This window comes from Porphyromonas miyakawae (assembly GCF_045865415.1).
GTDB lineage: Bacteria > Bacteroidota > Bacteroidia > Bacteroidales > Porphyromonadaceae > Porphyromonas > Porphyromonas miyakawae.
Genome location: NZ_BAAFSF010000004.1, coordinates 192,332 through 216,904, shown reverse-complemented (window position 1 = coordinate 216,904; position 24,573 = coordinate 192,332). Strand labels below are relative to the sequence as shown.

At 47.3% G+C, this 24,573-nt stretch carries 22 protein-coding genes; 13 read left to right on the top strand and 9 right to left on the bottom strand.

What is annotated here, in order from left to right; genetic code table 11:
• Positions 1 to 206: 206 nt before the first annotated feature.
• Positions 207 to 1,469 (top strand): hypothetical protein, encoded by a 1,263-nt coding sequence (locus tag ACLWMH_RS06465; protein ID WP_411915888.1) that lies wholly within the window; start codon positions 207 to 209, stop codon positions 1,467 to 1,469.
• A gap of 87 nt (positions 1,470 to 1,556) precedes the next feature.
• Here ACLWMH_RS06465 and ACLWMH_RS06460 read toward each other — a convergent pair whose 3' ends face one another.
• From ACLWMH_RS06460 to ACLWMH_RS06430, 7 genes are all read right to left on the bottom strand, one after another.
• Positions 1,557 to 2,216 (bottom strand): hypothetical protein, encoded by a 660-nt coding sequence (locus ACLWMH_RS06460; RefSeq protein WP_411915887.1) that lies wholly within the window; start codon positions 2,214 to 2,216, stop codon positions 1,557 to 1,559.
• Between the two features lie 472 nt (positions 2,217 to 2,688).
• Positions 2,689 to 4,428, bottom strand: a complete 1,740-nt coding sequence (gene ispG / locus ACLWMH_RS06455; protein ID WP_411915886.1) for a (E)-4-hydroxy-3-methylbut-2-enyl-diphosphate synthase — start codon at positions 4,426 to 4,428, stop codon at positions 2,689 to 2,691.
• 72 nt (positions 4,429 to 4,500) lie between these two features.
• The gene (gene purE, locus ACLWMH_RS06450) at positions 4,501 to 5,010 is read right to left on the bottom strand and encodes a 5-(carboxyamino)imidazole ribonucleotide mutase (RefSeq protein ID WP_411915885.1); all 510 of its coding nucleotides are present in this window, start codon (positions 5,008 to 5,010) and stop codon (positions 4,501 to 4,503) included.
• A 5-nt stretch (positions 5,011 to 5,015) separates the two neighbouring features.
• Entirely contained in the window at positions 5,016 to 5,396 is a 381-nt protein-coding gene (gcvH, locus tag ACLWMH_RS06445) for a glycine cleavage system protein GcvH (protein WP_411915884.1), read from the bottom strand.
• A 46-nt stretch (positions 5,397 to 5,442) separates the two neighbouring features.
• Entirely contained in the window at positions 5,443 to 7,992 is a 2,550-nt protein-coding gene (locus ACLWMH_RS06440; RefSeq protein WP_411915883.1) for an NAD(P)(+) transhydrogenase (Re/Si-specific) subunit beta, read from the bottom strand.
• Positions 7,993 to 8,031: 39 nt separating this feature from the next.
• A complete protein-coding gene (locus tag ACLWMH_RS06435; protein WP_411915882.1) occupies positions 8,032 to 8,331 on the bottom strand; it encodes an NAD(P) transhydrogenase subunit alpha part 2 in 300 nt (99 codons plus the stop codon).
• Between the two features lie 95 nt (positions 8,332 to 8,426).
• Complete coding sequence (locus ACLWMH_RS06430) at positions 8,427 to 9,587, bottom strand: NAD(P) transhydrogenase subunit alpha (RefSeq protein WP_411915881.1); 1,161 nt, start codon at positions 9,585 to 9,587, stop codon at positions 8,427 to 8,429.
• Positions 9,588 to 10,006: 419 nt separating this feature from the next.
• On the opposite strand from ACLWMH_RS06430, the gene ACLWMH_RS06425 reads away from it, so the two are divergent.
• From ACLWMH_RS06425 to ACLWMH_RS06415, 3 genes are read left to right on the top strand one after another with little or no spacing between them, the layout of a single operon-like run.
• The gene (locus tag ACLWMH_RS06425) at positions 10,007 to 11,329 is read left to right on the top strand and encodes a UDP-N-acetylmuramoyl-tripeptide--D-alanyl-D-alanine ligase (protein WP_411915880.1); all 1,323 of its coding nucleotides are present in this window, start codon (positions 10,007 to 10,009) and stop codon (positions 11,327 to 11,329) included.
• Positions 11,330 to 11,334: 5 nt separating this feature from the next.
• Complete coding sequence (rpoN, locus tag ACLWMH_RS06420) at positions 11,335 to 12,780, top strand: RNA polymerase factor sigma-54 (RefSeq protein WP_411915879.1); 1,446 nt, start codon at positions 11,335 to 11,337, stop codon at positions 12,778 to 12,780.
• Positions 12,777 to 15,119 carry a DUF5686 family protein gene (locus ACLWMH_RS06415; protein WP_411915878.1) on the top strand — a complete coding sequence of 781 codons (2,343 nt, stop codon included), beginning with the start codon at positions 12,777 to 12,779 and terminating at the stop codon, positions 15,117 to 15,119. Before rpoN ends, ACLWMH_RS06415 begins: the two co-directional genes overlap by 4 nt.
• Positions 15,120 to 15,324: 205 nt before the next feature.
• Here ACLWMH_RS06415 and ACLWMH_RS06410 read toward each other — a convergent pair whose 3' ends face one another.
• Together ACLWMH_RS06410 and ACLWMH_RS06405 are read right to left on the bottom strand one after the other, a co-directional pair.
• Complete coding sequence (locus ACLWMH_RS06410) at positions 15,325 to 15,702, bottom strand: DUF2023 family protein (RefSeq protein WP_411915877.1); 378 nt, start codon at positions 15,700 to 15,702, stop codon at positions 15,325 to 15,327.
• 16 nt (positions 15,703 to 15,718) lie between these two features.
• Positions 15,719 to 16,216, bottom strand: coding sequence for a flavodoxin (locus ACLWMH_RS06405; RefSeq protein ID WP_411915876.1), 498 nt, complete (start codon positions 16,214 to 16,216; stop codon positions 15,719 to 15,721).
• Between the two features lie 253 nt (positions 16,217 to 16,469).
• Between ACLWMH_RS06405 and ACLWMH_RS06400 the strand changes: the two genes are divergently transcribed.
• The 9 genes from ACLWMH_RS06400 (at position 16,470) to ACLWMH_RS06360 (ending at position 24,441) form a co-directional block, all read left to right on the top strand.
• Positions 16,470 to 18,182: a glutamine--tRNA ligase/YqeY domain fusion protein gene (locus ACLWMH_RS06400; protein WP_411916239.1), complete on the top strand. Its 1,713-nt coding sequence runs from the start codon at positions 16,470 to 16,472 to the stop codon at positions 18,180 to 18,182.
• 91 nt (positions 18,183 to 18,273) lie between these two features.
• A complete protein-coding gene (locus tag ACLWMH_RS06395) occupies positions 18,274 to 18,870 on the top strand; it encodes a DedA family protein (protein WP_411916238.1) in 597 nt (198 codons plus the stop codon).
• 15 nt (positions 18,871 to 18,885) lie between these two features.
• Positions 18,886 to 19,815, top strand: a complete 930-nt coding sequence (locus ACLWMH_RS06390; RefSeq protein ID WP_411915875.1) for a LysR family transcriptional regulator — start codon at positions 18,886 to 18,888, stop codon at positions 19,813 to 19,815.
• 88 nt (positions 19,816 to 19,903) lie between these two features.
• Positions 19,904 to 20,857, top strand: a complete 954-nt coding sequence (locus ACLWMH_RS06385) for an NAD-dependent epimerase/dehydratase family protein (RefSeq protein ID WP_411915874.1) — start codon at positions 19,904 to 19,906, stop codon at positions 20,855 to 20,857.
• A gap of 33 nt (positions 20,858 to 20,890) precedes the next feature.
• Complete coding sequence (locus ACLWMH_RS06380) at positions 20,891 to 21,274, top strand: MmcQ/YjbR family DNA-binding protein (protein ID WP_411915873.1); 384 nt, start codon at positions 20,891 to 20,893, stop codon at positions 21,272 to 21,274.
• Positions 21,255 to 22,019, top strand: a complete 765-nt coding sequence (locus ACLWMH_RS06375) for a biotin--[acetyl-CoA-carboxylase] ligase (protein WP_411915872.1) — start codon at positions 21,255 to 21,257, stop codon at positions 22,017 to 22,019. The genes ACLWMH_RS06380 and ACLWMH_RS06375 overlap by 20 nt, the downstream gene beginning before the upstream one ends.
• Before the next feature lie 115 nt (positions 22,020 to 22,134).
• Entirely contained in the window at positions 22,135 to 22,926 is a 792-nt protein-coding gene (locus ACLWMH_RS06370; RefSeq protein WP_411915871.1) for an RNA methyltransferase, read from the top strand.
• A gap of 128 nt (positions 22,927 to 23,054) precedes the next feature.
• Entirely contained in the window at positions 23,055 to 23,546 is a 492-nt protein-coding gene (gene queF, locus ACLWMH_RS06365) for a preQ(1) synthase (RefSeq protein ID WP_411915870.1), read from the top strand.
• Between the two features lie 7 nt (positions 23,547 to 23,553).
• Positions 23,554 to 24,441: a diacylglycerol/lipid kinase family protein gene (locus ACLWMH_RS06360; protein WP_411915869.1), complete on the top strand. Its 888-nt coding sequence runs from the start codon at positions 23,554 to 23,556 to the stop codon at positions 24,439 to 24,441.
• The last annotated feature ends 132 nt before the right edge of the window (positions 24,442 to 24,573 follow it).

Here is a 24,573-nt window from a genome sequence, read left to right as displayed (position 1 = left end):
TCTTTGCTTGGCTTTTTGTGTTTGCAAACATATTTGAAAAAACTTGAATATGCAAATAAATGTCTATTGTTGTAAGGCTGTTGTCGTAGAAGTGAAATGAATATAAGGAGAACTATATCTATTTGTAAAGTGTTACACCTTCTCTTTTAATTCCTCTTTGAATAGATAGCGGATTGCAGCACGCTCAGCCTCAGAAAAGCCATTTGATGCCCCCCAAGGAAATACTGCAAGGACTTTCGCTTAACAACTTTATTGAACTATCTAACTCATCGGGGCAAGTAACCGCCTACATAGGCGGAGGGGGGAGCAAAGATGCCGTACTAATGGCGGGTATCACCGACACCCACGACTTAACCGACCCCAAGCCGAAAGAGCAAGTCGCCATTTATCAAAATGGTACGGGTCACTTTGGTAACCTCTACTTCGGGGGTGATAGAATAGATTTCAAAGAGCGAGAGAATGATGACCCCAAGCTCTCTATTCTGATGAAAGAAGCTGCGTTCATTGAAAGGCTACTCCGAAAAAGTCGCTATGATCATACGGAAAACTCACCCGAGAACCCGATAACCCTTAACAAAGACCGCAAACAGTTTAGCTTTTCCATAACCGTACCCAATGACGATACCCGATTAGATATAGCTATCGGGCATATCTTATGCGAGGTGTACAGCGAAACGGACGAAAGCCAAGGATTTAGAGAGCTGAGGGTGCTTTTAGACCAAGAGGTACTCGGTAGGTGGAAGGGAAGCATATCCTATTCCATGATACCTAATCCGTTTGGTGGCGGATTTACCCACGAGACAAGCTACACACCGACTGAGGTTAATAATTTGCGCTACACCCGATACGTAACCAGTGGCACGCACACGCTCAGTATCGTTATCTACTCGGTGGTGATAGGCGTAGGCAAGGACAGCAAAGCAGAGATAAAGGATGTCTCTATGAGGGGGTATTTCGATGCAGGCATACAGCAGAGTTTAATCTCCAAGAGTGGGGTGCGCTTCTTTGGCAGTGCAGATAGGTATATAGATGTGGACTACCGCATTTTTCCTTCCGGAGGTGGATTCAACCCCCATTTGCTTCGTGTCAAGGGTGGCGCACGGATTGAGGGGGGCGCACGGATCGACCGCCTTACGCTCGAAGAGCCTCTCGATGCGCCCGGCTGCGTCCTCGCAGGGGGGAGAGTAGAGGATGGATATGTAAGCGCAAGCTTTGGGAAGTACAAGAATAAAAGAGAAATTGGCGCACCAAAAGCGGAGTTTAGCAACAGCACAAAAGTGTACACCGTCTATCACTCTATCGGCAATACAAACTACACGCCTATAGTAACGAGTTGCGCAGGGCAATGGGGAGATGTACCGCAGGTAACAGACGTAAGCGCATACAGCTTTGGCGTCAAGTTTATTAACTACAACAACGAAACAAGCGTTGGCTGGAACTTTAATTACGTTTGTTATAAGGGTGATTAAAGTGTATCTAAACTTATCAGCTACAGAAAAAGAAAAGGGGGTATCCGCTTTGGATGCCCCCTTTATGTTATAAGATTTTAGCTACACTTACAGCTCGCCTTTAGCTTTCAACTCATCGTATGCCTTTTGCCGAATGGGAATAAATGTATAGGCATCATTGAAGAGCTTAAATACCTTTTCGCTATCCTTTTCTGCAAATGCTTTGCGGATAGCCTTCTCGGCTTCCTCCATTTGCTTATTCGGTATGTAACCGATAATCTCACTAATACCAAAACCGAGTGCTGGATTTTCAGCAGCTAATAAAGTGACATCTCGGTTGGTGATCCACGTTTCATTCAATTCATACTTATAAGTATAAGAGCCATCGGGGAGACGTTTCTCGGGCAGTTTTTTTATGACCATCCAAGGAGCCATTACAAAACGGCAGTTGGTATAGTCTTTCATTTCCTCACTTACACCAGTTGCAGCCCTTCTTCCCTCATTGCTTTTCAGAATAGCTTCTATTGCATCAGCGTATTTCATTATTTGCTGAGGTGTGAGGTTTTGGTCTTTGGGTATGGGTTTATCGGCTTCGGCTTTCATAGTGCTGCTTTTCTCAACGTTAAGATACAAATATGAATTATCGTCAAACTCAAACTTCTTTTCTTTCTGAGTAGGCTCTTGTTTTTCCTCCGGCTTCGGGTCGGAGCATGCAGCGCACAAGAGGGCGCAAGCTATCAGTAGGGGGGTTATGCGTTTCGCTTTCATAGTCGTTATTGTTTAGTTGGTTTTACTTCCTCCGTAAAGGTAATACATTTGCACGAGGAAGAGAAAAGGTATAATTTTGCACCCACCCGACAGCAGCACGCTGATACACAACGTAATATATCACCCATATAACTTTCAATTAAAAGGTTCTGATCTTTCATTTGAAAAGTACAGATGTTTCAAGTGAAAGGTTCTGATGTTTCAAATGAAAGATCCTAATAAAAAAGTAGAAAGTCCCCGCATTACAAAAAAAATCAGTGATCCGACAGGATTCCCAACCCTTTGGGAAAGGATTCCCATCCGCTTGGGAAAATAATCTCAACCCGTTGGGAATCCTTTTTCTACCGCTTGATACTTAAAGCACACGCCTATCCCCAAACGATAGTAAGGGATAAACTTTTAGCGTTGTGCGCTTACGTTACATCTATTATGCCTATCGGGCAATTATGTTGAAAGGAGCGGCCTAACCCGATTACCGGACAGGCGGTCTCCAAAGTCCATCCTCTTTGAGAATGTGGATTAGCTCATTTACTGCATCCTCTTCCTTTATTCCCTGCCGCAGTCGGGTGTGACCTTTGTACAGATCTATTTTGCCCGGTGCGCCGCCCACGTATCCGTAGTCGGCATCAGCCATCTCGCCCGGTCCGTTTACGATACAACCCATCACGCCGATCTTTAGATTGGGCAGATGCCCCAATGCGGCTTTCACCTTGGCAACGGTAGATTGCAGATTAAAGAGCGTACGTCCGCAGCCGGGGCAGCTGATGAACTCGGTGTGACTAAAGCGCAAGCGAACCGCCTGCAGGATGCTGAGCCCGAGCGTACGCACCCACACCGCGTCAAGATACGGTGCGGTAAGCATAATGCCACTACCGGTGCCTTCCGCCAGCAGCGTACCAAAGTCTACGGAGGCGGCTATCAGCACCTCTTCCTTAGGCTCTGTTTCAAAGCGTCGATGCAGTATTACCGGTGCTTTGATCCCCTTCGCCTGCAACGTGGCAAGCGCGTATCGCCAATAGCCGATGGCATTGTCTGCCGGTGCCTCTAATAGAATGATGTTGTTCGGATTAATGAGCAACTCAGTATCAAGCTGTTCCATCGCGTCAGCTCGTAGGGAGATAACGCACGCATCACCCCAAGAAGGGAGCGTTTCGCCCGGTTTAATCAGCCGATCGTTGGGCGCAAGCGGCTCGGAAATTGCCTCGGCATGCACCGCCTCTACAATGAGCGGAAATGGCAACTCGGGCGTGTTGAAGCCGGAAATACGTATTGCTTCGCTGCGAGCAACCTGCGTCGGACTGTAGGTTATATCGGGCAACTTCGGTGCCGATATGCGTTTTGCCACATGTCGTAGCAGCAAACGGGCCACAGGCAACTCAGCTTCAGGCGGTTCGCTCAGGGAAACGCGTATCGTGTCGCCAATGCCGTCGGCAAGGAGCGAGCCGATACCGATAGCACTCTTGATACGTCCGTCCTCGCTTTCGCCTGCTTCCGTTACACCCAAATGGAGCGGCACGGCAAAGCCCTCCGCCTCAAGTCGCACAGCCAGCAGACGCACTGCCTGCGTCATTACAATGAGATTGGAGCTTTTCATCGATACCACCACATCGGTAAAGCGTGCTTCCTTGCAGATACGCAAGTACTCAAGTGCGCTCTCCACCATTCCGAGCGGCGTATTGCCGTATCGCTCCACCATTCTTCTGGATAGAGAACCGTGATTTACTCCTATACGTATGGCGCGGTGCAAGCGTGATGCTTCGGCAAGAAAGGTACCGAAAACGTCGGCTACATGCCGTTCGCCTGCCTTAAACTCTGCCTCCGTATAACGCTCACCGGCAGGTTTGCGTTCGGCAAAGTTCCCCGGATTGATGCGAACCTTTTCCACATGTTTGAGCGCTTCAAAGGCAGCCTGCGGATTGAAATGTATATCGGCAATTAGCGGAAGTGCAATACCCTCGCAGTGCAAAGCCTCGTGGATCGGCGCCAACGCTTCCGCCTGACGCACGCCCTGAGCCGTGAAACGGAAGTAATCCGCACCGGCCTGCTTCACGCGCTTGGCTTGCGCCACGGCACTTGCCGTATCGGTGGTATCAACGTCCGCCATCGTTTGGATGCGTACCGGGTAATCGCTTCCCAGAGGAAGCGCACCGATTTGTACAGACTCAGCCTTGCGCCGACGATAATTGACAGAATGGAGCTCGGTTTCCTTCATAATGAAAAAAGCCCCACTCCGAAGCGTTTTGCGCGCTAAGGGCAGGGCTGCGAAAATAGTTATCCGAATGCCTTAATTAACTCTGTATTCGTACTGACAGAGGCCTTTAAGGTCATCGTTTGCTTTAACGATCTTACTCTTTAGGTTTTGCTTATCCTGAGCCACTTTGGCAGCCACCTTTTCATCGCTTTGTGCAATGATTTGGGCAGCCAGCAGGGCAGCGTTCTGTGCTGCATTGATTCCTACCGTGGCAACAGGTATACCGCCCGGCATCTGTACAATGGCGAGCAGCGCATCCAAGCCCTGAAGCGTGGAGGCAATGGGTACACCAATTACCGGCAAAGTGGTCATTGACGCAATAACCCCGGGGAGATGTGCCGCCATACCGGCAGCCGCAATAATCACTTTCACCCCGCGCCCTGCCGCATTTTGTGCAAAGTGCGCCACCTCATCAGGTGTACGATGTGCCGAAAGTGCCATTACCTCAAAAGGTATCTCCAAGCGGTTGAGCGCATCGGTAGCTTTTTGCATTATGGGGAGATCGGATGTACTCCCCATAATAACGCTTACAAGTGGTGTCATTGCGCTTATTTACCTATCATTTCGGTATAAGCGTCGGCGGACATAAGCGCTTTGAACTGATCTTCGTCCGCACCTTCAACCGCAATGATCCATCCTTTTCCGTAAGGATCGCTGTTCACAAGCTCGGGTGCATCTTCCAGTTCTTCGTTGATGGCAACTACCTTTCCGGCAACAGGCATAATCATATCGGCAACCGTCTTTACTGCTTCAATGGAGCCGAATACCTCGCCTTGACCGAACTCTTCGTCCATACAATCCACATCCACATACACGATTTCGCCCAATTCATTCTGAGCATGGTCGGTAATACCGATGTAGCAACGTTCTCCATCGCAACGAACCCATTCGTGGTCGGCTGTGTACTTTAAGTCTTTAGGGAAATTCATACTAATCTTAAGCTTTGTTTGGTAATCTTATTTTGTTGTTATTTTTCTATCGAACCATTGTAATGAGCTTGGCTACCGTTTCTTTTGCGTCGCCCAAGCAGAGCGTTACGCCTGTTTGACGACTATAGAGCGGATTTTCTACTCCGGCATAGCCCGGCTTCAAATCGTAGTTGCAGATGATTACATGCTTTGCCTGATCCACGTTCAACACGGGCATTCCGTAGATAGGTGTACCTTCTGCATCGCGTGCAGCCGGATTTAATACGTCGTTAGCACCTACTACTACAACCAAATCGGTCTGAGCAAAATCGTCGTTCACTGCATCCATCTCGAATAAGTCTTCGTAGGGCACGTTCACTTCAGCCAGCAATACGTTCATATGTCCCGGCATACGTCCGGCCACAGGGTGAATAGCGAAGCGCACTTCTGCACCGTTAGCGGTAAGCGTATCGAATAGTTGCTTCACCTGTTGCTGTGCTTGCGCCAAAGCCATACCATAGCCCGGCACGATGATCACGCGCTTTGCATCGTGAAGTACTGCACTCAAATCGCTTTGAGCCGGTGAGGCTGCTTGGGAAGTAGCAGGCTTTTGTGCAGCAGAAAGCTCTGTAATGAGCTTGGCTACCGTTTCTTTTGCATCGCCCAAGCAGAGTGTTACGCCGGTTTGACGACTATAGAGCGGATTTTCTACTCCGGCATAGCCCGGCTTCAAATCGTAGTTACAGATGATTACATGCTTTGCTTGATCCACGTTCAACACGGGCATTCCGTAGATAGGTGTACCTTCTGCATCGCGTGCAGCCGGATTTAATACGTCGTTAGCACCTACTACTACAACCAAATCAGTCTGAGCAAAATCATCGTTCACTGCATCCATCTCGAATAAGTCTTCGTAGGGCACGTTCACTTCCGCCAGCAATACATTCATATGTCCCGGCATACGTCCGGCCACGGGGTGAATAGCGAAGCGCACATCTGCACCATTGGCGGTAAGCGTATCGAATAGTTGCTTCACCTGTTGCTGTGCTTGCGCCAAAGCCATACCATAGCCCGGCACGATAATCACCCGCTTTGCGTCGTGAAGTACTGCACTCAAATCGCTTTGAGCCGGTGAGGCTGCTTGAGAAGTAGCAGGCTTTTGTGCAGCAGAAATCTCTGTAATGAGCTTAGCTACCGTTTCTTTTGCGTTGCCCAAGCAGAGTGTTACGCCGGTTTGACGACTATAGAGCGGATTTTCTACTCCGGCATAGCCCGGCTTCAAATCGTAGTTGCAGATGATTACATGCTTTGCTTGATCCACGTTCAACACGGGCATTCCGTAGATAGGTGTACCTTCTGCATCGCGTGCAGCCGGATTTAATACGTCGTTAGCGCCTACTACTACAACCAAATCAGTCTGAGCAAAATCATCGTTCACTGCATCCATTTCGAATAAGTCTTCGTAGGGCACGTTCACTTCCGCCAGCAATACGTTCATATGTCCCGGCATACGTCCGGCCACGGGGTGAATAGCGAAGCGCACTTCTGCACCGTTGGCGGTAAGCGTATCGAATAGTTGCTTCACCTGTTGCTGTGCTTGCGCCAAAGCCATACCATAACCCGGCACGATAATCACGCGCTTTGCGTCGGCTAGTATCTTTCCTACAGAGGGTTCCTTTGCGGAAGTCTCTTCCTTGGGTGATGTGCTTTTCGACGTAGCTATACTCTTTTTCGACTGAGAAGCTACCGGAGCTTTCGCCTTTCCCTTAATTGAACCGCCCGAAAGAATAGCGAGCAGGCTTCTGTTCATCGCTTTGCACATAATCTGTGTCAGGAGCAGTCCGGACGCTCCGACAATGCCACCCACGGCAACCAGCAGTACATTTCCGATAGCCATACCGGCAATAGCACCTGCCACCCCACTCAATGAGTTCAGCAGCGATATGGTGATGGGCATATCCGCTCCGCCTACACGAACTGAAAAGTATAGACCGAAGAGTGAAGAAAAGAGGATTACGCCCCAAACTAACCATACAAAGCGGCTGTCCACTGTAGGTGTAACTGCCCCAACGACAATAAATACTACGGCAACAAAGAGGCTCAGCATTGTAACCAACGAGTGCTGGAACCACACCATAGGCTTCTGTGGTAATACACGATGTAGCTTACCCGCTGCCACCAAACTACCTACTAACGTAATCATCCCTACCGCTATGGCCAAATAGCCCGTTACGCGATAGAACACTTCATAGTCATTGCTGGCCGTGGCATCCACCCCTATTTTGGCAACCGAGAGGATACCCACGATGGCAGAAGCAGCGCCCCCGAGTCCATTTAGCAAAGCTACCATTTGAGGCATTTGGATCATTTTGACCCTGGCTGCCATCCATAATCCGATCAAAGCACCTACAATTAACGCAGGCCATATCGTCCATACGCCGACTATAGGAGTCCCATTGGCCTGTTCTGTAATTAAGGTAAATATAATACCGCCTAAAATAGCGGCTGCGCTGATGAGGTTACCCAGTTTAGCACGGCGCACCTTACTCATTAGCGAGATACCCACCATCACTAAGATGGATAGTACCACCGAAACAACGATCTCTACTGTATTCATACCGTACTCAATCTATCAAAGCACTACGCAAAGAGTGTGTTATTTTTTACTATTCTTTCCTTTGAACATGCGGAGCATACGATGCGTTACACCGAACCCTCCGACTACGTTAACCATAGCCAAGATAATAGCCAAAGCACCAAAAAATTGCCCGAAGCCGTTCTGCCTAAAAAGAAATGCCAGACCGGTAGCTGAAAGGGCCCCTATCACAGTTACTCCGGAAAGTGCGTTCATACCGCTCATCAGCGGTGTATGTAAGAGTGTGGGTACTTGCTTGATCAGAAGGTAGCCAACCACAGCAGCTACTACAAATACTACTACTAAAATAAGCGGATGCATACTGTATATATCGTTGTAAAAAGGGTGAATAGTGATCAAGAGATTATGCTAATATTTCTCTCAACCACCATTCATCCTAAAGTTAATACATTAAATTAGTCCATACCCATTGCTTCGCGAGCACCCTTGTGAACGATTTCGCCGTCTTGAGTTACCAAGATTGAACGGCAGATTTCGTCGTTCATATCAAGAACAACTTGTTCGTCCTTCACCAGATACTTCACGAGGTTGTACATATTTTGTGAGAACATCCAAGTAGAGCTTTGTGGCAGCATACCGGGGATATTCTTAATTCCTTCAAGCGTTACGCCATGTTTCACTTCACGGCTTCCGGCAGGTGTAATAGCGCAGTTACCGCCCTGGTCGATAGCGATGTCCACGATCACGCTACCGCGCTTCATGCTCTTCACCATCTCTTCGGTAATCACTACCGGAGCAATCTTACCGGGTACTAATGCACTACAGAAGATCACGTCCATATCCTTTACCACTTCGGCAAGGCGTTCGCGTTCTTTCAATAGTTCTGCTTCAGGAAGATGCTGTGCATAACCGCCTTCTCCTACAGCCAAAGCCTCGGGTACCCCCGTATCTACCACCTTAGCGCCTAAGCTCTTAGCTTGCTCAGCTGCTGCGGGGCGAATATCGGCTGCATAGGTAACTGCGCCTAAGCGACGTGCCGTAGCAAGTGCCTGCAACCCGGCTACCCCTACACCGATAACCAATACATTAGCGGGGCGAATAGGACCTACCGCTGTGAACATTTGTGGGAAGAAGGAGGCCAGATCATTGGCTGCCATCAAAATACCCTTATAACCGGCACAAGTACTCATAGAAGTAAGGGCATCGAGATTTTGTGCGCGCGAGATACGGGGCACACCATCCAACGTAAGGCCGATTACACCTTGAGCAGCCATTTTACGAACCATGTCGTGGTTAACCGGTGAAGCAGGATGAATGAAAGTGATCAGGTACTGACCCTTGTGCATCATATCAATCTCATGCATACCAAACTCTTCGTTGAAGAGCGGCTCCTTCACTTTGATGATGATATCACTTCTGTCGTAGATTTCTTTAGCCGATTTGATTATTTCGGCACCGGCTTCGCGATAGTCTTCATCGTGATAGAAGGCTCCTTCTCCGGCATTAGCCTCAAACAGCACGGTGTGACCATCTGCCACATACTTGGCAACTGCTTCGGGGCTCGCGGCTACACGTGCCTCGTCGTGCATAATCTCTTTAGGAACACCAATAATCATAATGTAAGTTTTATTTCCTTTTATTAGTTCTTTTTTCGTTTACAAAGATAGTCATTCCAACCTACAATAAAAGAGTTTGCACACGAAACGACACTACATCTTTTTCCCTCCCTCTAATAATGAGCTATTTTATTGCACATACATTGAGAAAATGTGTTTTCATTCCGGGTGGTGCTTCCTTGAAATTTTTTTGCTGTCGAAAGTCTTTTCAAAAAAGATACGGATGTTTCATTCAAAAGGTATAGATGTTTCATTCAAAAGGTACAGATGTTTTAATTGAAAGGTATAGATCTTTTTCCGAGCTGATCTTGAAGCCGTTTATCCGCTCTTCTCCCGGGGCGGCCGGTTGCTCCCAAAGGGAAAGAAATAAGAAAGGAAGGAATAATTCGTTTATCTTTGTTGTACCAGACGCAAAAGGAATGAAAGCGACACCGATAGAAGAGGTATATGCAGTCTTTAAGGCAAGTAGCGGCATCACAACGGATAGCCGCTGTGTAACGCCAAACGTGCTCTTTTGGGCACTTCGCGGCGAGCGTTTTGACGGAAATAGCTTTGCCCGGCAGGCTCTTGATAAGGGAGCCTATGCAGCAGTAGTGGATAATCCCGAAGTGGCGGCATCAGACAAACGCTGTATTTATGTGGAAAATACGGAGATTGCATTAGGGCAGCTGGCTGCCTTTCACCGCAAGCAGTTCGCTATTGATGTACTGCTTATTACAGGTACCAATGGAAAGACGACCACCAAAGAGCTGTGTCATGCAGTGCTTCGTACTCGTTATAAAGTGCTGGCTACCGAGGGCAACCTAAACAATCAGATTGGTTTGCCTCTTACGCTCTTGAAGCTCAATGAAACCCATCAAGTGGCCGTTATAGAGGCGGGTGCCTCCCATCCGGGGGATATTCGTTATTTGACTGAAATTGCTGCACCCACCCTGGGCATTATTACCAATATTGGGCGTGCTCACCTGGAGGGCTTCGGCTCTTATGAGGGTGTAATTCGCACCAAAACAGAGCTGTATGACTATCTTCGCCTTCATGACGGTAGGGTGCTCCTCAACTCCTCCGACCCCCTTTTAGTGGCACAGGCTAAGGGGTTGACTGCATGTAGATACGCGCTCTCTCCGGAGGCGGATACCCTTTGGGGAGAGGCTATTCCCACAGGGCTTTTCCTTGAATTGGTGTGGCATTGGGAAAACAGTGCTTACCCACTAAAAACGAAGTTGGTGGGGGCCTATAATTTGCCTAATGTAATGGCTGCCATTGCGTTAGGGTTGCGTAAGGGAATTGATCCGGACCAAATCAATCAAGCGATAGAGTGCTACGAGCCACACAACAATCGAAGCGAACTGCGGGCGGAGACTGAGCGGCGCAATCGCTTAGTGATCGATGCATACAATGCCAATCCATCGAGTATGAAGGCGGCTCTTGATAGCTTTTTTGCCCTCTCTACTGCCCAACCGAGGGTGTTGATCTTGGGCGATATGCTGGAGTTGGGAAGCAAAAGCGAGGAGGAGCATGCCGCTGTGTTGGAGCAGCTTGCAGGGAGAAAAGAAGCTTTTACGCTGTACGCGGTGGGGAGCTGTTTTGGCGCCCTGAAGAAAAAGTATGGGAAGCCGTTCTATTTCTTTGATACTACGGAGATGCTTCGTGAAGCATTGCAGAAGCACCCCATTACGGGTAGCTTAGTGCTGATTAAAGGTTCGCATGGTATTGGCCTGCAGACCTTGTTAGATGTATTGTAAAAGTCGTGGCTAAGCAGCAACTCACTCAAGAGCAAAAGCAGGGGCTTAATATTCGCCGTTTGCAGCAGATAGGCTTATTAGCCCTTCCGATAGAGGCGATGGAGCAGCGTATAAAGGATGAAATATCCCGCAACCCCGCCTTAGAGTCCGATGAGCCTTTGCATGAGCCGCAACCGGAGGAGGAACCCCTTAATGAAGCGCCTGCCGAAGAGCATGACGATGATTTGCTTCCTGAGGAGAGGGATGAGGATTATTATGGGGATCCTACCTATCAATACTACAATGAGAGCGATACGGATAATTATCGCGAAAACAATTTCACAGGCGACCGAAACCTTCTGAGTGACTACTTGCGCGAGCAGATTCCCTCTCTCAACCTAACAGAGCGCGAGGCCTTGATAGCCGACTTAGTAATAGGCAATATAGCGGAGGACGGATATCTGCGTGCTACCAATAGAGAGATCTCTGATTGGCTTGTTTTCAACGGAGCCCCTGAGATGTCGGACAGTGAAATTAGCGCAGTAATACGCAAGGTACAGACCTTAGATCCTGCCGGTGTAGCCGGGCATAACCTACAGGAGGTGCTTTTGCTACAGCTGGAGCGTATGGCACCTTCTGAAGAGGTAACGGTAGCAAAGGAAATTGTTACCCACCACTTAGATGACTTTGCCTCAAGACGTTTTGCCAAGATAGAGGAGGAAAAGGGCTGGAGCGAAGAGCTGGTTGCTGAGGCGGTTGCGTTGATTAAAACCTTGAATCCGAAGCCCGGAAACGGATTCGGAAGCGACTTTGATGCGATTGCCAATAGAATTATACCCGACTTCTTGGTGCATGTGGTTGGAGACGATTTAGTGGTCTCTATCAATGACGATGATTTCCTCCCCAATCTACGAGTATCCCCTGCCTATTTGGCACTTTCTAAGGAAAAGCTATCGCAAAATCGGAAGAAGCGAAGCGAGCAACAGTTTATTCGCAAGCAGGTATCTCATGCCTCTTGGTTTATAGATATGATCGAAAGACGGAGAAATACGCTGCTGCACACGATGGAGTGTATAGTCTCTATGCAGGAAGATTATTTCCGTAGTGGAGAGCCACAGGATATGAAGCCGTTAATACTTAAGGATATTGCCGATCGGGTGGGCTACGATGTAAGTACTATCAGTAGGATTAGTAACGAAAAATATGTGGAAACGGATTTCGGTATCTATTCGGTCAAGCATTTCTTCAGCGAAGGGGTTCCGGATAAATGGGGAAATCCCGTGGCAACGCACTATTTGAAACACTTGTTGGTAGAGCTTATTGCTGCTGAGGATAAGCGGCACCCACTCACGGATGAGCGTTTGGCGCAAAAGTTCGACGAGCTGGGTTATCCGATTGCACGCCGTACAGTAGCCAAATATCGAGATAGTTTACTTATTCCCCCTGCAAGCAAGCGCAAGATCGTTGAATGAAGCACAATATCCTGCTCCAGATATTTCTCTTTTGTATTATAAATTATCACGCATGGGCCACTGTGGTTGACTCAAGTGAATATGCTTTTGATGAAACTATGCCTACTGTGGTGGTTTCGGCTAAGCGCAAGTTGCCACCGCGACGTAATAATCCGGCGATACCCATCATAAAGCGAGCCATAGCGCAAAAGCCAAATAACCGTTTGACCCATTATGCCAATTGGAGCTATCGTATGTATCGTCGCACGCTCCTTTCCTTCGCAGAGCGAGAGCATGAGCATGTATTGCCCTTTACTGATACAACGGCGCAGATAAGGGTACACAATAGCCTTTTCGCCGGGTATAGGCAGCTGCCGGTGTCTCTTCGTGAAGAGGAGCGCATTAGAGCCTCGCGAAGCTACTCAATCTTGCCTGAAACGACGATAGGTAGGCGGATAGAGGGCATTGATGAGGAGTTTGACGAGGGATTGCTTACCGCTACACTCAATAAAATGTTTGCCTCTATTGATCCATATGAGGCTAATATAGATCTTTTTGATCGGGAGATGCCCGGACCGCTCAGTACAGTCGCTGTATTGGGGTACTATCGCTTTTTGTTGGCTGATACGGTGGAGCATGCCGGCAGTGTATGCTATTCGATTCAATTCTCTCCCAATAATTGCTACGACCCGGGCATAGAAGGGAAAATGCTTTTGGATACGACTACGCTGGCCATTACATACTTTGAGGGGTCTGTGCCGGAGAATAGTACGGTAAATATGACGGAGTCAAATCAGTTTCAGATACGATACAGCCACACCTCAGAAAGTCAACCCTCCTTGTGGCTGCCTCAGCAAATGACCCTCTCCTTCATGCTTACCCCATTAGAGGGAATACCGGTGCATTTACAAGCTGAAGTGGTGGAGCATTATAGAAATTTTGAGTTTGGTGAGGCGGCACTTCAAAGCGAACGTCTTGATCCCTCTCTCTCCCTACCCATAGCGGAGCGGAGGCGGCTTAGTGCGTTGCGTACAGGCAACCGATTCGGCTTATTGGAGCGGCCCATTGCGCTGACGCCTTTAGCCGTGCAGAACACTATTATGATGGACCTGCTGCGGAAGAAAAAGAACTATCGAAGTGCTGTGTGGTGGGGGCAATTCGCTTCGAGAGGGTTTATTGGTGTTCCCATAGGGGGAAGGCGTTTCGAAGATAGTTATGTGCTGTTGGGGCCTATTGATGCTTTGCTGTCGGGCAATCCAATAGAGGGCTTTAGAATGAAGGTAGGCGGGATGACTTTGGCCAAGCTTAATCCGCATTGGTTTGCAAGCGGTTACATAGCGTATGGGTTTAAGGATCGACGCCCGAAGTATATGCTAAACCTGGCTTATAGTTTTACCCCTAAACATACGTATAAATGGGATTATCCGATGTCTCTTCTTAGCATTGAGGCCTATAGCGACCTATTTATCCCCGGCAATACCTCTGCGCCTCTCTACAAGGATAGGTTGGACTATACGCTCAATAATCTCGGGGTGCGAAATAGGTATTACGAGCAACTGCTCCGTCTGAGCTACGAGAAGGATTTTTCTCGAAATCTCTGTGCCGGCTTCTCCGTGGCATGGAAACGAAGAAGGGCAGTCGGTACAACTATCTATTGGCAAGATGGCGGTCCGATGACCGGTTGGATTCGGCAAGGCGCACTCTCTTTATTCGCTGAGTATCACCGTAATCGAACCTTGGAGAGGGGCGTTTGGGGAAATAAATTGCTGTTTGATCCTATGGCTACTAATCCGTGCTACCGCATAAATATAGATCTCTTCCCCAAAGGGTTTGGCGGAAATCTATTCACTAATTGTAGCATCGATTTGCTGCATACGAGACGCATTCCGCTTTCGTTTGCGGGCTTTGTCAATATGTCGCTCGCCTTGGGTTGGAAGTGGGGTACAACGCACGAATTTGACCTCTTTACTCCCGAAGCAAATGGCTCTTTTATGATGGGAAAAGAGAGTAAGTATCAGCTACTTAAGCCTAATGAGATGGTCGCAGATAGGAGGTTAGCTTTCTCTTTTGCATGGCATGCGCCCGGGCTGCTACTCAATAGAATCCCTTATGTCAACAGACTCCGCCTCAAGGAGGTGCTTGCTCTCTCCGGGTATTGGGGCAATGCATCCTCTTCACAGAATGTGTCGGGGAGAGTGTCAGGCACTGCCCGACCCATGCATAACTTCTGCTATTTGGAGATGGGTGCGGGAATAGAAAATATATTCCAACTATTTTCCTGTCAATACTTTGTACAGTTGACGCCTACCGATAGCAATGGTAAACCCCGCATGGGTATTCGGATAGGATTTACTTATTGAGCTGACCCTTGTACCGGCTGCCTATTTATCTGAGTCATTTGATGAAAAAGGATTTGCACCTATCGATGGGGGAAGTGTGACTCTCTTACAAATGCTCCATTGATCAGGCAAAACGAGGCACATACACTTTCAGGGGATAAAAAAACTCCTCAGTACAGAATATGTTGTACTGAGGAGCAAGGAAATGTGCTCGCAATATGTAGTGTTATGATTGCGAACGCAACAAGTTAAAGCGGTCACACTGACGTGTAAGGTCGTAACCCAAGAGAGCTCCTAAGATGAAGTCTTCCTCCGGAGTGAGGTCCGCTAAAGAGCGTCCTTTAAGTACTCTTTTGATGAGTTTAATGCAGGACGAAGCTCCAAAGAAGAGATTTTTACGCTCTGAATCCGGTACTGACTGTACGTACCACTCAATATGCCGAGTGGAGAGTTTGTTCGTAGCCGCAATAGCACACGGAGTAGAGAGTGTAAATAGGGCTAATGGTCGGATGCCCTTCTCAATCTCATAGAGCATGTGCGAAAAAACACGGAGTTCACCACTTGTATGGGTGTCCTCTAATGAGTCAAGGGGAACACAGATCATAGGAGTAGGAATTTTGTTAGAGACCCAATGCAGCGAGCCACTCTTCCATGCGCTCTTCGGTCATATCGGATTCGTTTACTTCATCAGCAAGTAGACCAATGAGCTTCCCGTCCTCTTCGCAGTGTGTGGAGTCGTAGCTGTAGTTAAGCGGTTTTACAGAGCCAATAAATGTGCAGCCTGTACTGGCTAATTCCGCCTTAATAGTAGCCAAGGCATCGCAGAAGGTATCGCTGTACGACTGACTGTCGCCACATCCAAAGAGTCCTACTTTTTTACCGTTGAGGTTTTGTGCGGTTGCCTTTGGTAGGAATGACTCCCAATCGTCTTGCAAATCGCCAAGTCCCCAAGTAGAGCTTCCCAAAAGTAATATCTCGTAGTTACTGAGGGCATCGGCACCTGTACTTGCTACATCGTGAATATCTTCCGAAGCTACATTCAATTTGGAGGCAATCTTTTCGGCAAGGTCCTTGCAAGTGCCGGAAGAAGAGCCATAGAAAATTCCAATCTTTTTCATAGGTATTTTTATCTTTTTACTAATCTTACTCCTGTGGAGTGGTATTATTTCAAATGCAAAGGTATAATGCGCAAAAAGGGTTAACAATCACCTTAAGTAATGAAAGTCGCCCATTTACTACCTAATAGTAATGAGGGTAAGTGGAAGAAAGTAAGGGATAAAAGGTAGATGTAGGGTGGAATTAGTATATTTGCACCTGTTATTCAGAAAATAATAGTCGGATATGGATAAGGCACCTGGAAACGGAAAGAGTATGAAAGAGGAAAAGAATGCACGCCCTGCTGAAAAGACAACGCAAGAATCTAAGGAGGAAGTAAAGAGTTTGAATTTTCTTGAGCAGATAGTAGAGCAAGACCTTCGAGATGGGGTAAATGATGGGCGCATACAAACTCGTTTCCCGCCGGAGCCGAATGGGTATTTACACATAGGTCATGCCAAGGCTGTGTGCATTGACTTCGGTATTGCCGAGCGTTACGGAGGAGTGTGCAACTTGCGCTTTGATGATACTAATCCGGTTAAGGAGGATCAGGAGTATGTAGATGCCATTATGGAGGATATACATTGGTTGGGATTTAATTTTGCCAATGTGTACTACGCATCGGATTACTTTGAGCAGCTGTATCAATTTGCAGAGCGACTTATTATGGAAGGGCATGCTTATGTAGATGAGCTGACAGCTGAGGAAATTGCCCAACAGAAGGGGACTCCGACTACTCCCGGGCAGAATAGCCCATATAGAGATCGCCCCAGAGAGGAGAGCTTGGATCTCTTTAGGAGGATGAATAAAGGAGAGTTTGAGGATGGAGCTATGACGTTGCGTGCCAAAATAGACATGGCATCAGACAATATGCACTTCCGCGACCCTATTATTTATAGAATTATCAGTAAGTATCCGCATCATCGTACCGGTACAAAGTGGCATGTGTACCCCATGTACGATTTTGCCCACGGACAGAGCGATTACTTTGAGGGAGTCACCCATTCGATTTGTACGCTTGAGTTTGTGCCTCATCGTCCTTTGTACGACTACTTTATTGACTTACTAAAACCGAAGGATGACAGCTATCGCCCTCGTCAATACGAATTTAATCGCTTAAACCTTACCTATACGGTAATGAGTAAGCGTAAGTTGCTGTATCTCGTGAAGAGCGGTTTGGTAAATGGTTGGGACGATCCCCGTATGCCTACCTTGTGTGGGTTGCGTCGCAGAGGCTATACTCCGGAGTCTATCCGTAATTTTATTGAAAGAGTCGGATATACAAAGTATGAAGGCACCATTGATGTAAGTCTTTTGGAGTATGCCATAAGGGAAGATCTCAATGAGCATGCTACGCGAGTATCCGCAGTATTAGATCCAGTTAAGCTGACTATTACTAACTATCCGGAGGATAAAACGGAGGTTTTCCAAGCTGTGAATAATCCGCAAGATGAGACAAGCGGAACGCATGACATGACCTTCAGCAAGCATCTATGGATTGAGCGTGACGACTTTAAGGAAGAGGCTCCGAGTAAGTATTTTCGACTTACCCCCGGAGGTCGCGAGGTGCGCCTAAAGAATGCCTATATAATTCGTTGTACAGGTTGTGTAAAAGATGCTGATGGCAAGGTAACAGAGGTGCTCTGTGAGTATGATCCCGATACATTGACCGGTATGGCAGGAGCAAGTAGGAAGGTCAAGAGCACCATTCATTGGATCGCACGTGAGGAAGCAATACAATGCGAGGTACGACTTTATGATCGTCTGTTTAAGGATGAGCAGCCACAGACCGATGGAGATACACCGATTGAGGAATTGTTGAATCCGGATTCTCTTAAGGTAATAGACCATGCCCTAATTGAGCCGTTTGCTAAGGATGTACAGCCGGGCACGAGGCTTCAGTTCCAGCGTATCGGTTACTTTGTAGCAGATAAAGATTCCACGGCAGAAAAGCTGGTATTCAATCGTACGGTTACGCTCAAGAGCTGATTAGAAGGGGTTTGTTTTGGGTGCGGTAGAATCTCTTGGCATCATAGGTTGGTGTCTGGATAACTTGGGGTATGGCACCATCTTTCTATTGATGACCATAGAAAGTTCGTTTATCCCCTTCCCCAGTGAAGTGGTTGTGCCTCCGGCTGCCATGATGGTTGCTTTAGGTGAGTTGGATGGCTTTGGAGTGATCTTTTCAGCGCTCTTGGGAAGTCTTCTTGGTGCGGCTATCAACTATGCACTTTCGTACTACTTAGGGCGTCCTATTGTGTATTCGTTTGCTCGCTCCAAGGTGGGTAAGATGCTGCTCTTAAGTGAAGAAAAACTACTCCGTGCAGAAGCCTACTTTGACAAGGAGGGAGCCCTATCGACCTTTGTAGGACGTCTTATTCCCGGTATCCGACAATTGATATCCATTCCGGCAGGATTAGCCCGGATGAAGCTAAAGCCCTTTTTCCTTTACACCTCACTGGGGGCAGGAGCTTGGATTTTAGTCCTCTTCGCATTAGGGTACTATGGTACCAAGATAGCCGGTATAGGCTCACGTGAGGAGTTGATTGCTTTCGTATCTCGCTATAGCCATTGGATTGGCTTTGGAATATTGATTGTCGTGGCTATCCTGCTATCAATCTGGTTGATAAGGAGGCACAAGAGAAAGCGACAAAATGCTCAGTCAGTACAAGAGTAATATTCAGATCGACTTATGACTTTACAACAATTGGAGTACGTGGTTGCTTTAGCGGAGGAACAGCATTTCTCAAAAGCTGCTGCTCGGTGTAAAGTAACGCAGCCAACCCTCAGTACGATGGTACAACGCTTAGAGGAAGAGTTGCAAGTAGAGCTTTTTGATCGCACGAAGCATCCGATCAAAACGACTGCTCTGGGGGAGCAGTTAGTGAAGCAGGCTCGTCGCATACTGAGTGAGGCTTCTAAGATCTCCGGAATAGTGGATGATTCGGTTAATTCATTGAGTGGAGTAGTGAATGTAGGTATCCTTCCTACGATTGCTCCCTACTTGATGCCGTTGGTGCTGCCCCGTTGGTTAGAGCAGTTCAAATCGATGAAGATCAATGTCAAGGAGCTTAAGACAAAGGAGTGTTACGCTGCGCTTAGCCGTTGGGATATTGATCTGGCGATAATTGCTTCAGAGCCTGAGAGTGACGATTTTGACGGCTCTTTGCTCTATTACGAGGAGTTCCTTGGATATGTATCTGCCAATTATAAGACGGACATGCCCGATAAGCTGTTTAGTAGCGATATCATTGCAGATAAGCTTTGGTTATTGGCAGAAGGGCATTGCTTTAGGGACCAACTGTTACGCTTCTGCCAGCTTTCGCAGCGCAGCAAGTTTCCCATCTCGTATAAAGAGGGTAGTATAGCGGGCTTTATGCACTTAGTTGAGTCGGGGCATGGCTTGACTTTTATCCCTGCACTGGCAGAGCTTTACCTGAGTAGTGAGCAAAAAGCTTTAGTAAAGCGCTTTGCTATACCGCGGCCAGCAAGAGCTATATGGCTTGTTTACCGAAAGGACTATATGAGAGAGCGTATTTTGCAAGCTATGACACAAACACTTCGGGCAGCCGTGCCTGAGGAGATGCTTACCCTTGCCCGTGAGCAAAGCTTAGCTAAATAGTAAATATATAGCTAATTTTGCAGAGTGGATACCCAGATGTGGTAAGCCACGCATTGGAGAATTAGACGATTTAATAACCGGCAAAAATATGAATATCTTAGTGATTGGCTCTACCGGACAGATCGGTAGCGAGCTAACAATGAAATTACGCGCACACTATGGTGCACAAAACGTAGTAGCAGGGTATATTCCCTCAATGCCTCCTAAGGGCGAGCTTTTGGAGTCAGGACCATCGGAAATAGTGGATATTACCGATGCTCAGGCTATTGCAGCGGCAGTTGATAAGTATCATATCAATCGAATCTATAACTTAGCAGCGCTGCTGAGTGCTGTGGCTGAGGCTAAACCACAGCTGGCATGGCATATCGGTTTGGGTGGCTTATTCAATGTGTTGGAGGTAGCGCGCGAAAAGCAGTGCGCCGTGTTCACTCCCAGTTCTATTGGAGCATTTGGAGAGAATACACCGCATGACAATACGCCACAAGATACGATCCAGCGTCCTAAGACTATGTATGGGGTGACCAAGGTGTCCGGTGAGTTGCTTAGCGATTATTATTTCAAGCGCTTTGGTGTAGATACGCGTTCAGTACGCTTCCCCGGTCTAATTTCCAATGTGACATTGCCCGGTGGAGGTACTACAGACTATGCTGTGGAAATATACTATGCTGCAGTTAAGGAGGGTAAGTTTACCTGTCCTATCAAGAAGGGTACCTATATGGATATGATGTACATGCCGGATGCTCTTCGTGCTGCTATAGACCTTATGGAAGCAGATCCCGATAAACTGGTGCATCGTAACTCCTTCAATATTACCTCTATGAGCTTTGCGCCTGAGCATATTTGTGCAGCTATTAAGAAGTTGATCCCCAACTTTGAAATGACTTACGATGTAGACCCCTTACGTCAGGGCATTGCAGATAGCTGGCCTAATAAGATGGATGATAGCTGTGCGCGCAACGAGTGGGGCTGGGCTCCTGAATATGACTTGGATACGATGAGTGAGGATATGATCCGTATCCTGTCTGCGCGTTTGAAAAAATAGTATTGAGGCTGCAGGCCCTCCATATTTGAAAGGATGGCTGATATCATGCAGATAAGAGACTACGCACTGTCGCTGAAGGAAACTACAGAAGGGTTTCCTTTCGGTGATGGTGTGTTGGTTTTTAAGGTGATGGGTAAGATCTTTTGCTTTTCTTTCCTTTTGGATGAAGAGGAGTCGATTTGCCTTAAGTGTGATCCGGAAATTGCACCCTCTTTGGCAGAACGCTTTAGTGCAATAGAGCCTACGTTCAATAAGAAGCACTGGATTAAACTTTTTTTGGATAGAGATCTTCGAGTAGATGAGATCTATAAATTAGTAGAGCATTCCTATTCGCTTGTTGTGCTGAAGCAACCCAAAAGTAAGCAGGCACTATATCCCTCTTTAAGTGATGTAGCGTATGTACCCATTGACTTTTAAGGATATTCGTCCGGTTGAGGCTATTGAGAGTACCTATACTTTCCTTATAAAGCTCAAGGAGCAACAGCCAACGCTTCCCTCGGGAGCCTATGTGGCAGCCGAATATCAAACGGCAGGGCGAGGACAGCAAGGCAACAGTTGGTACTCTACTCCGGGCGCCTCGCTAATACCCTCCTTCTTGATTCAAGGAGCGGGGTTACATATATCGGAGGGGTGGAGCGTATCAGAGTGGGTCGCTTTGTCGCTTCGGCAAGCGGTAGCCGCCTATCTCCCCAGACCTGAGTTGCTTTCGATTAAGTGGCCCAATGATCTTTATTATGGGGACAATAAGCTTGCAGGTATTCTGATTTCACATACTTTGGAGCAAGATCAAATCTTTTATTCAGTGATTGGTGTCGGCTTAAATGTAAATGAGCCAAAGTTTCCCTCCGATATTCCCAACCCAATAAGCATGATGCAGATTGTAGGCTCTGTGCTCTCCTTAGCTGATGTGGAAAGAGCATTTAAGAGGCAGCTCACAGCGTTGTATCCCGATCTCTGCAAGAGCCGGGGGAGAAAGCTGCTGCATCAAAGCTATTTGCAGCACTTGTACAGGATGCAGCGAAAGAGTACTTTCCGTAATACAGCTAACGGAGCGTGTTTTGAAGGCTCCATTGTAGGGATAGCAGAGGACGGCCGGTTACGCATTGTTACAGAGAAGGGGGAGGAAATCCGCTTTGCTTTCAAGGAGGTTGCCTATCTATGAGAGCTTTTGCAATGGCTTTGCAGCTTTCAAGCAATGCTCTTTTAAGGGTTTTGTTTATTGTATCCTCTTGTTAGGAGAGAATAGTGTAATTTCGTATCATTGAGTTAAAGGATTGATGAAGCAAGAGAATTCGTTAAGTAGGCAAGACAGTAAGCTAATACGCCATTTAGCTCTCGCTAAGAATCGTCGTAAAGAGGGGCTTTTTGTGGCAGAGGGCCCCAAGCTAATAACGGATTTGCTTACTCGCTTCTCTTGTGCTTTGCTCGTTGCTTCTGAGGCTTCTATACAAGATATTGCCTTATCGGAGTCGCAAAAGGGACGAATAGAGCGTTTGATTGTACTCCCTACTCACTATGATTTCAGCGCAATTAGTATGCAGAAGTCTCCGCGCCCTTTGCTTGCACTCTTTCATTATCGGGAGCCGGAGGTTGCCACCCAACTACCTATGCGCTGTACCTTGCTGTTGGACTGTGTACAAGACCCCGGTAATGTGGGCACTATCCTTAGAACTGCCGACTGGTTCGGTATACGAGATATTTGGATGACTGAGGGAACGGCAGACTGCTTTGCACCCAAAGTCGTACAGGCTACAATGGGGGCTTTAGCGAGAATTCAACTCCGGCGAATAGACGCTGACTCTCCTCTTTGGAAAGCCATTATGGAACAAAACGTCCCGATCATCGGCACTTTTTTGGAGGGTACTCCCTTATCCCAATGCACGCTTCCCTCTCCCGATGATCCTGCGCTTATCATTATGGGGAATGAGGGAAAAGGAATTTCCCCCATCCTGCAGCCATATATAACCCAAGCAGTGACTATACCCCCTTATAGTGCATCGGAGCAACATGGCGAATCGCTTAATGTGGCGGTTGCTGCGGCTATTATGCTATCCAAGATTGCTGAGTAGACACTGTAAGCTACACTTACCTAAATGCAGGGGTAGCTCTCCCTTCTCCTTGCCTTTGACGGCAATATTTGAGTATATTTGTTCCTACTTAGTGGTACAATAGACCTAAAAACACAAAGATGAAGAATATGAAAGATAAAGAGCCCGCCACTACTCGGGAGGTGCCACCTCTTCGTAGTGAGCTCAAGCAGTTGGGAAGAAAGAGCGAAATAAAGCCCGACTATGCACCGGACGTACTTGAATGCTTTACCAATCGCCATCCCGATCGCGACTATTGGGTGCGCTTTGTGTGTCCTGAATTTACTGCTCTGTGTCCTATTACCGGACAACCGGACTTTGCTACGATATACATCGATTACATACCGGGGGAGCGTATGGTAGAGAGTAAGAGCCTCAAATTATATCTTTTCAGCTTTCGCTCTCATGGTGCATTCCATGAAGATTGTGTCAACATTATTATGGATGACCTTATTCGTCTCATGGAACCCAAGTATATAGAGGTTATGGGAGATTTTGTACCGCGGGGAGGCATTAGCATTAAACCCTATTGTAATTACGGGAAACCGGGTACCGAATACGAAGAAATAGCACGCCGGCGACTACTTGCTCGCCATTCCTAAGCTTACTATGGACAAACACCGCTATCTTGTGGTTATCAATCCTATTAGTGGAGTAGGGAGCAAAGAATATCTTCCCCATCTCATCGCTCAATCTCTACTTCCCTATGCAGATGCTCTTTACATTACCTACACACAAGGCGCAGGGCATGCACAGCGCCTTATGCAAGAGGCTATGGAGCAAAAAATGGACACTATTATTGCAGTTGGGGGAGATGGAACGATAAATGAGATTGCGGCGTCGCTCTATAATACTCCTATTCGCTTAGGACTTATACCGAAAGGAAGTGGAAACGGCTTGGCGCGTGCTTTGGGTATTCCCATTGACAATGAGGAAGCCGCTCTTGAAATTATTCGCAAAGGAAATAGCTTGGCAATTGATACGGGGATAGCCAATGGCAAGCCATTCTTTTGCACTTTTGGCGTAGGCTTTGATGCTGCCGTTACAGAGCGTTACGAAGATGCTGTCACTCGGGGTATCTTCACTTACATAAAAGCCACAATTGACGAGTATATACGCTTTGAGCCTAAGAGCTATCTCATTACTGTAGATGATATTACAATCAAAAGGCAAGCACTCCTGATCACTTGTGCCAACATAGACCAATATGGTAGTAATGCCTATATAGCACCCGGGGCATCGCCCTCTGATGGCTTGCTCGATTTAGTTATTTTGCGTCCTGTAGAAGGATTACAAGCAGCCCAAGTGGCTATACAGCTCTTTACCAAGAGGATTCGTAAGAATGCGCGCTTGGAGTCAATTAGAGGGTCTAAGATCACTATCGAACGTGCTATGGAGGGGTCAATACAGCTGGATGGAGAGAGTTTCACTATGGGGAAGACAATTGAGATTAGCGTAGTGCCACAATCTCTCAATGTGTTGGTGCCTGCCAAGTGATGATGAGAATTTCCCAAAATAATTCATCCGAAAAGTTACTTTGGGTATTGGGAGTTGGCTGCAGGGCACTTCGGCAAAGGAACTCAAGAATGTCTTGTTGCGTCAAGTCTTTTCCCAAAAGATCCCTTTTAG

Coding starts and splice junctions, on each gene's coding strand:
- ACLWMH_RS06400 (WP_411916239.1), top strand. CDS start 16,470: ATGAAAGAGGAAAAGAATGCACGCCCTGCTGAAAAGACAACGCAAGAA.
- queF (WP_411915870.1), top strand. CDS start 23,055: ATGAAAGATAAAGAGCCCGCCACTACTCGGGAGGTGCCACCTCTTCGT.
- ACLWMH_RS06460 (WP_411915887.1), bottom strand. CDS start 2,216: ATGAAAGCGAAACGCATAACCCCCCTACTGATAGCTTGCGCCCTCTTG.
- ACLWMH_RS06370 (WP_411915871.1), top strand. CDS start 22,135: ATGAAGCAAGAGAATTCGTTAAGTAGGCAAGACAGTAAGCTAATACGC.
- ACLWMH_RS06465 (WP_411915888.1), top strand. CDS start 207: ATGCCCCCCAAGGAAATACTGCAAGGACTTTCGCTTAACAACTTTATT.
- ACLWMH_RS06395 (WP_411916238.1), top strand. CDS start 18,274: ATGACCATAGAAAGTTCGTTTATCCCCTTCCCCAGTGAAGTGGTTGTG.
- ACLWMH_RS06380 (WP_411915873.1), top strand. CDS start 20,891: ATGGCTGATATCATGCAGATAAGAGACTACGCACTGTCGCTGAAGGAA.
- ACLWMH_RS06390 (WP_411915875.1), top strand. CDS start 18,886: ATGACTTTACAACAATTGGAGTACGTGGTTGCTTTAGCGGAGGAACAG.
- ACLWMH_RS06425 (WP_411915880.1), top strand. CDS start 10,007: ATGAAAGCGACACCGATAGAAGAGGTATATGCAGTCTTTAAGGCAAGT.
- ACLWMH_RS06440 (WP_411915883.1), bottom strand. CDS start 7,992: ATGAATACAGTAGAGATCGTTGTTTCGGTGGTACTATCCATCTTAGTG.
- ACLWMH_RS06375 (WP_411915872.1), top strand. CDS start 21,255: ATGTACCCATTGACTTTTAAGGATATTCGTCCGGTTGAGGCTATTGAG.
- ACLWMH_RS06410 (WP_411915877.1), bottom strand. CDS start 15,702: ATGATCTGTGTTCCCCTTGACTCATTAGAGGACACCCATACAAGTGGT.
- ACLWMH_RS06385 (WP_411915874.1), top strand. CDS start 19,904: ATGAATATCTTAGTGATTGGCTCTACCGGACAGATCGGTAGCGAGCTA.
- ACLWMH_RS06430 (WP_411915881.1), bottom strand. CDS start 9,587: ATGATTATTGGTGTTCCTAAAGAGATTATGCACGACGAGGCACGTGTA.
- ACLWMH_RS06415 (WP_411915878.1), top strand. CDS start 12,777: ATGAAGCACAATATCCTGCTCCAGATATTTCTCTTTTGTATTATAAAT.
- ACLWMH_RS06405 (WP_411915876.1), bottom strand. CDS start 16,216: ATGAAAAAGATTGGAATTTTCTATGGCTCTTCTTCCGGCACTTGCAAG.
- ACLWMH_RS06360 (WP_411915869.1), top strand. CDS start 23,554: ATGGACAAACACCGCTATCTTGTGGTTATCAATCCTATTAGTGGAGTA.
- ispG (WP_411915886.1), bottom strand. CDS start 4,428: ATGAAGGAAACCGAGCTCCATTCTGTCAATTATCGTCGGCGCAAGGCT.
- gcvH (WP_411915884.1), bottom strand. CDS start 5,396: ATGAATTTCCCTAAAGACTTAAAGTACACAGCCGACCACGAATGGGTT.
- purE (WP_411915885.1), bottom strand. CDS start 5,010: ATGACACCACTTGTAAGCGTTATTATGGGGAGTACATCCGATCTCCCC.
- ACLWMH_RS06435 (WP_411915882.1), bottom strand. CDS start 8,331: ATGCATCCGCTTATTTTAGTAGTAGTATTTGTAGTAGCTGCTGTGGTT.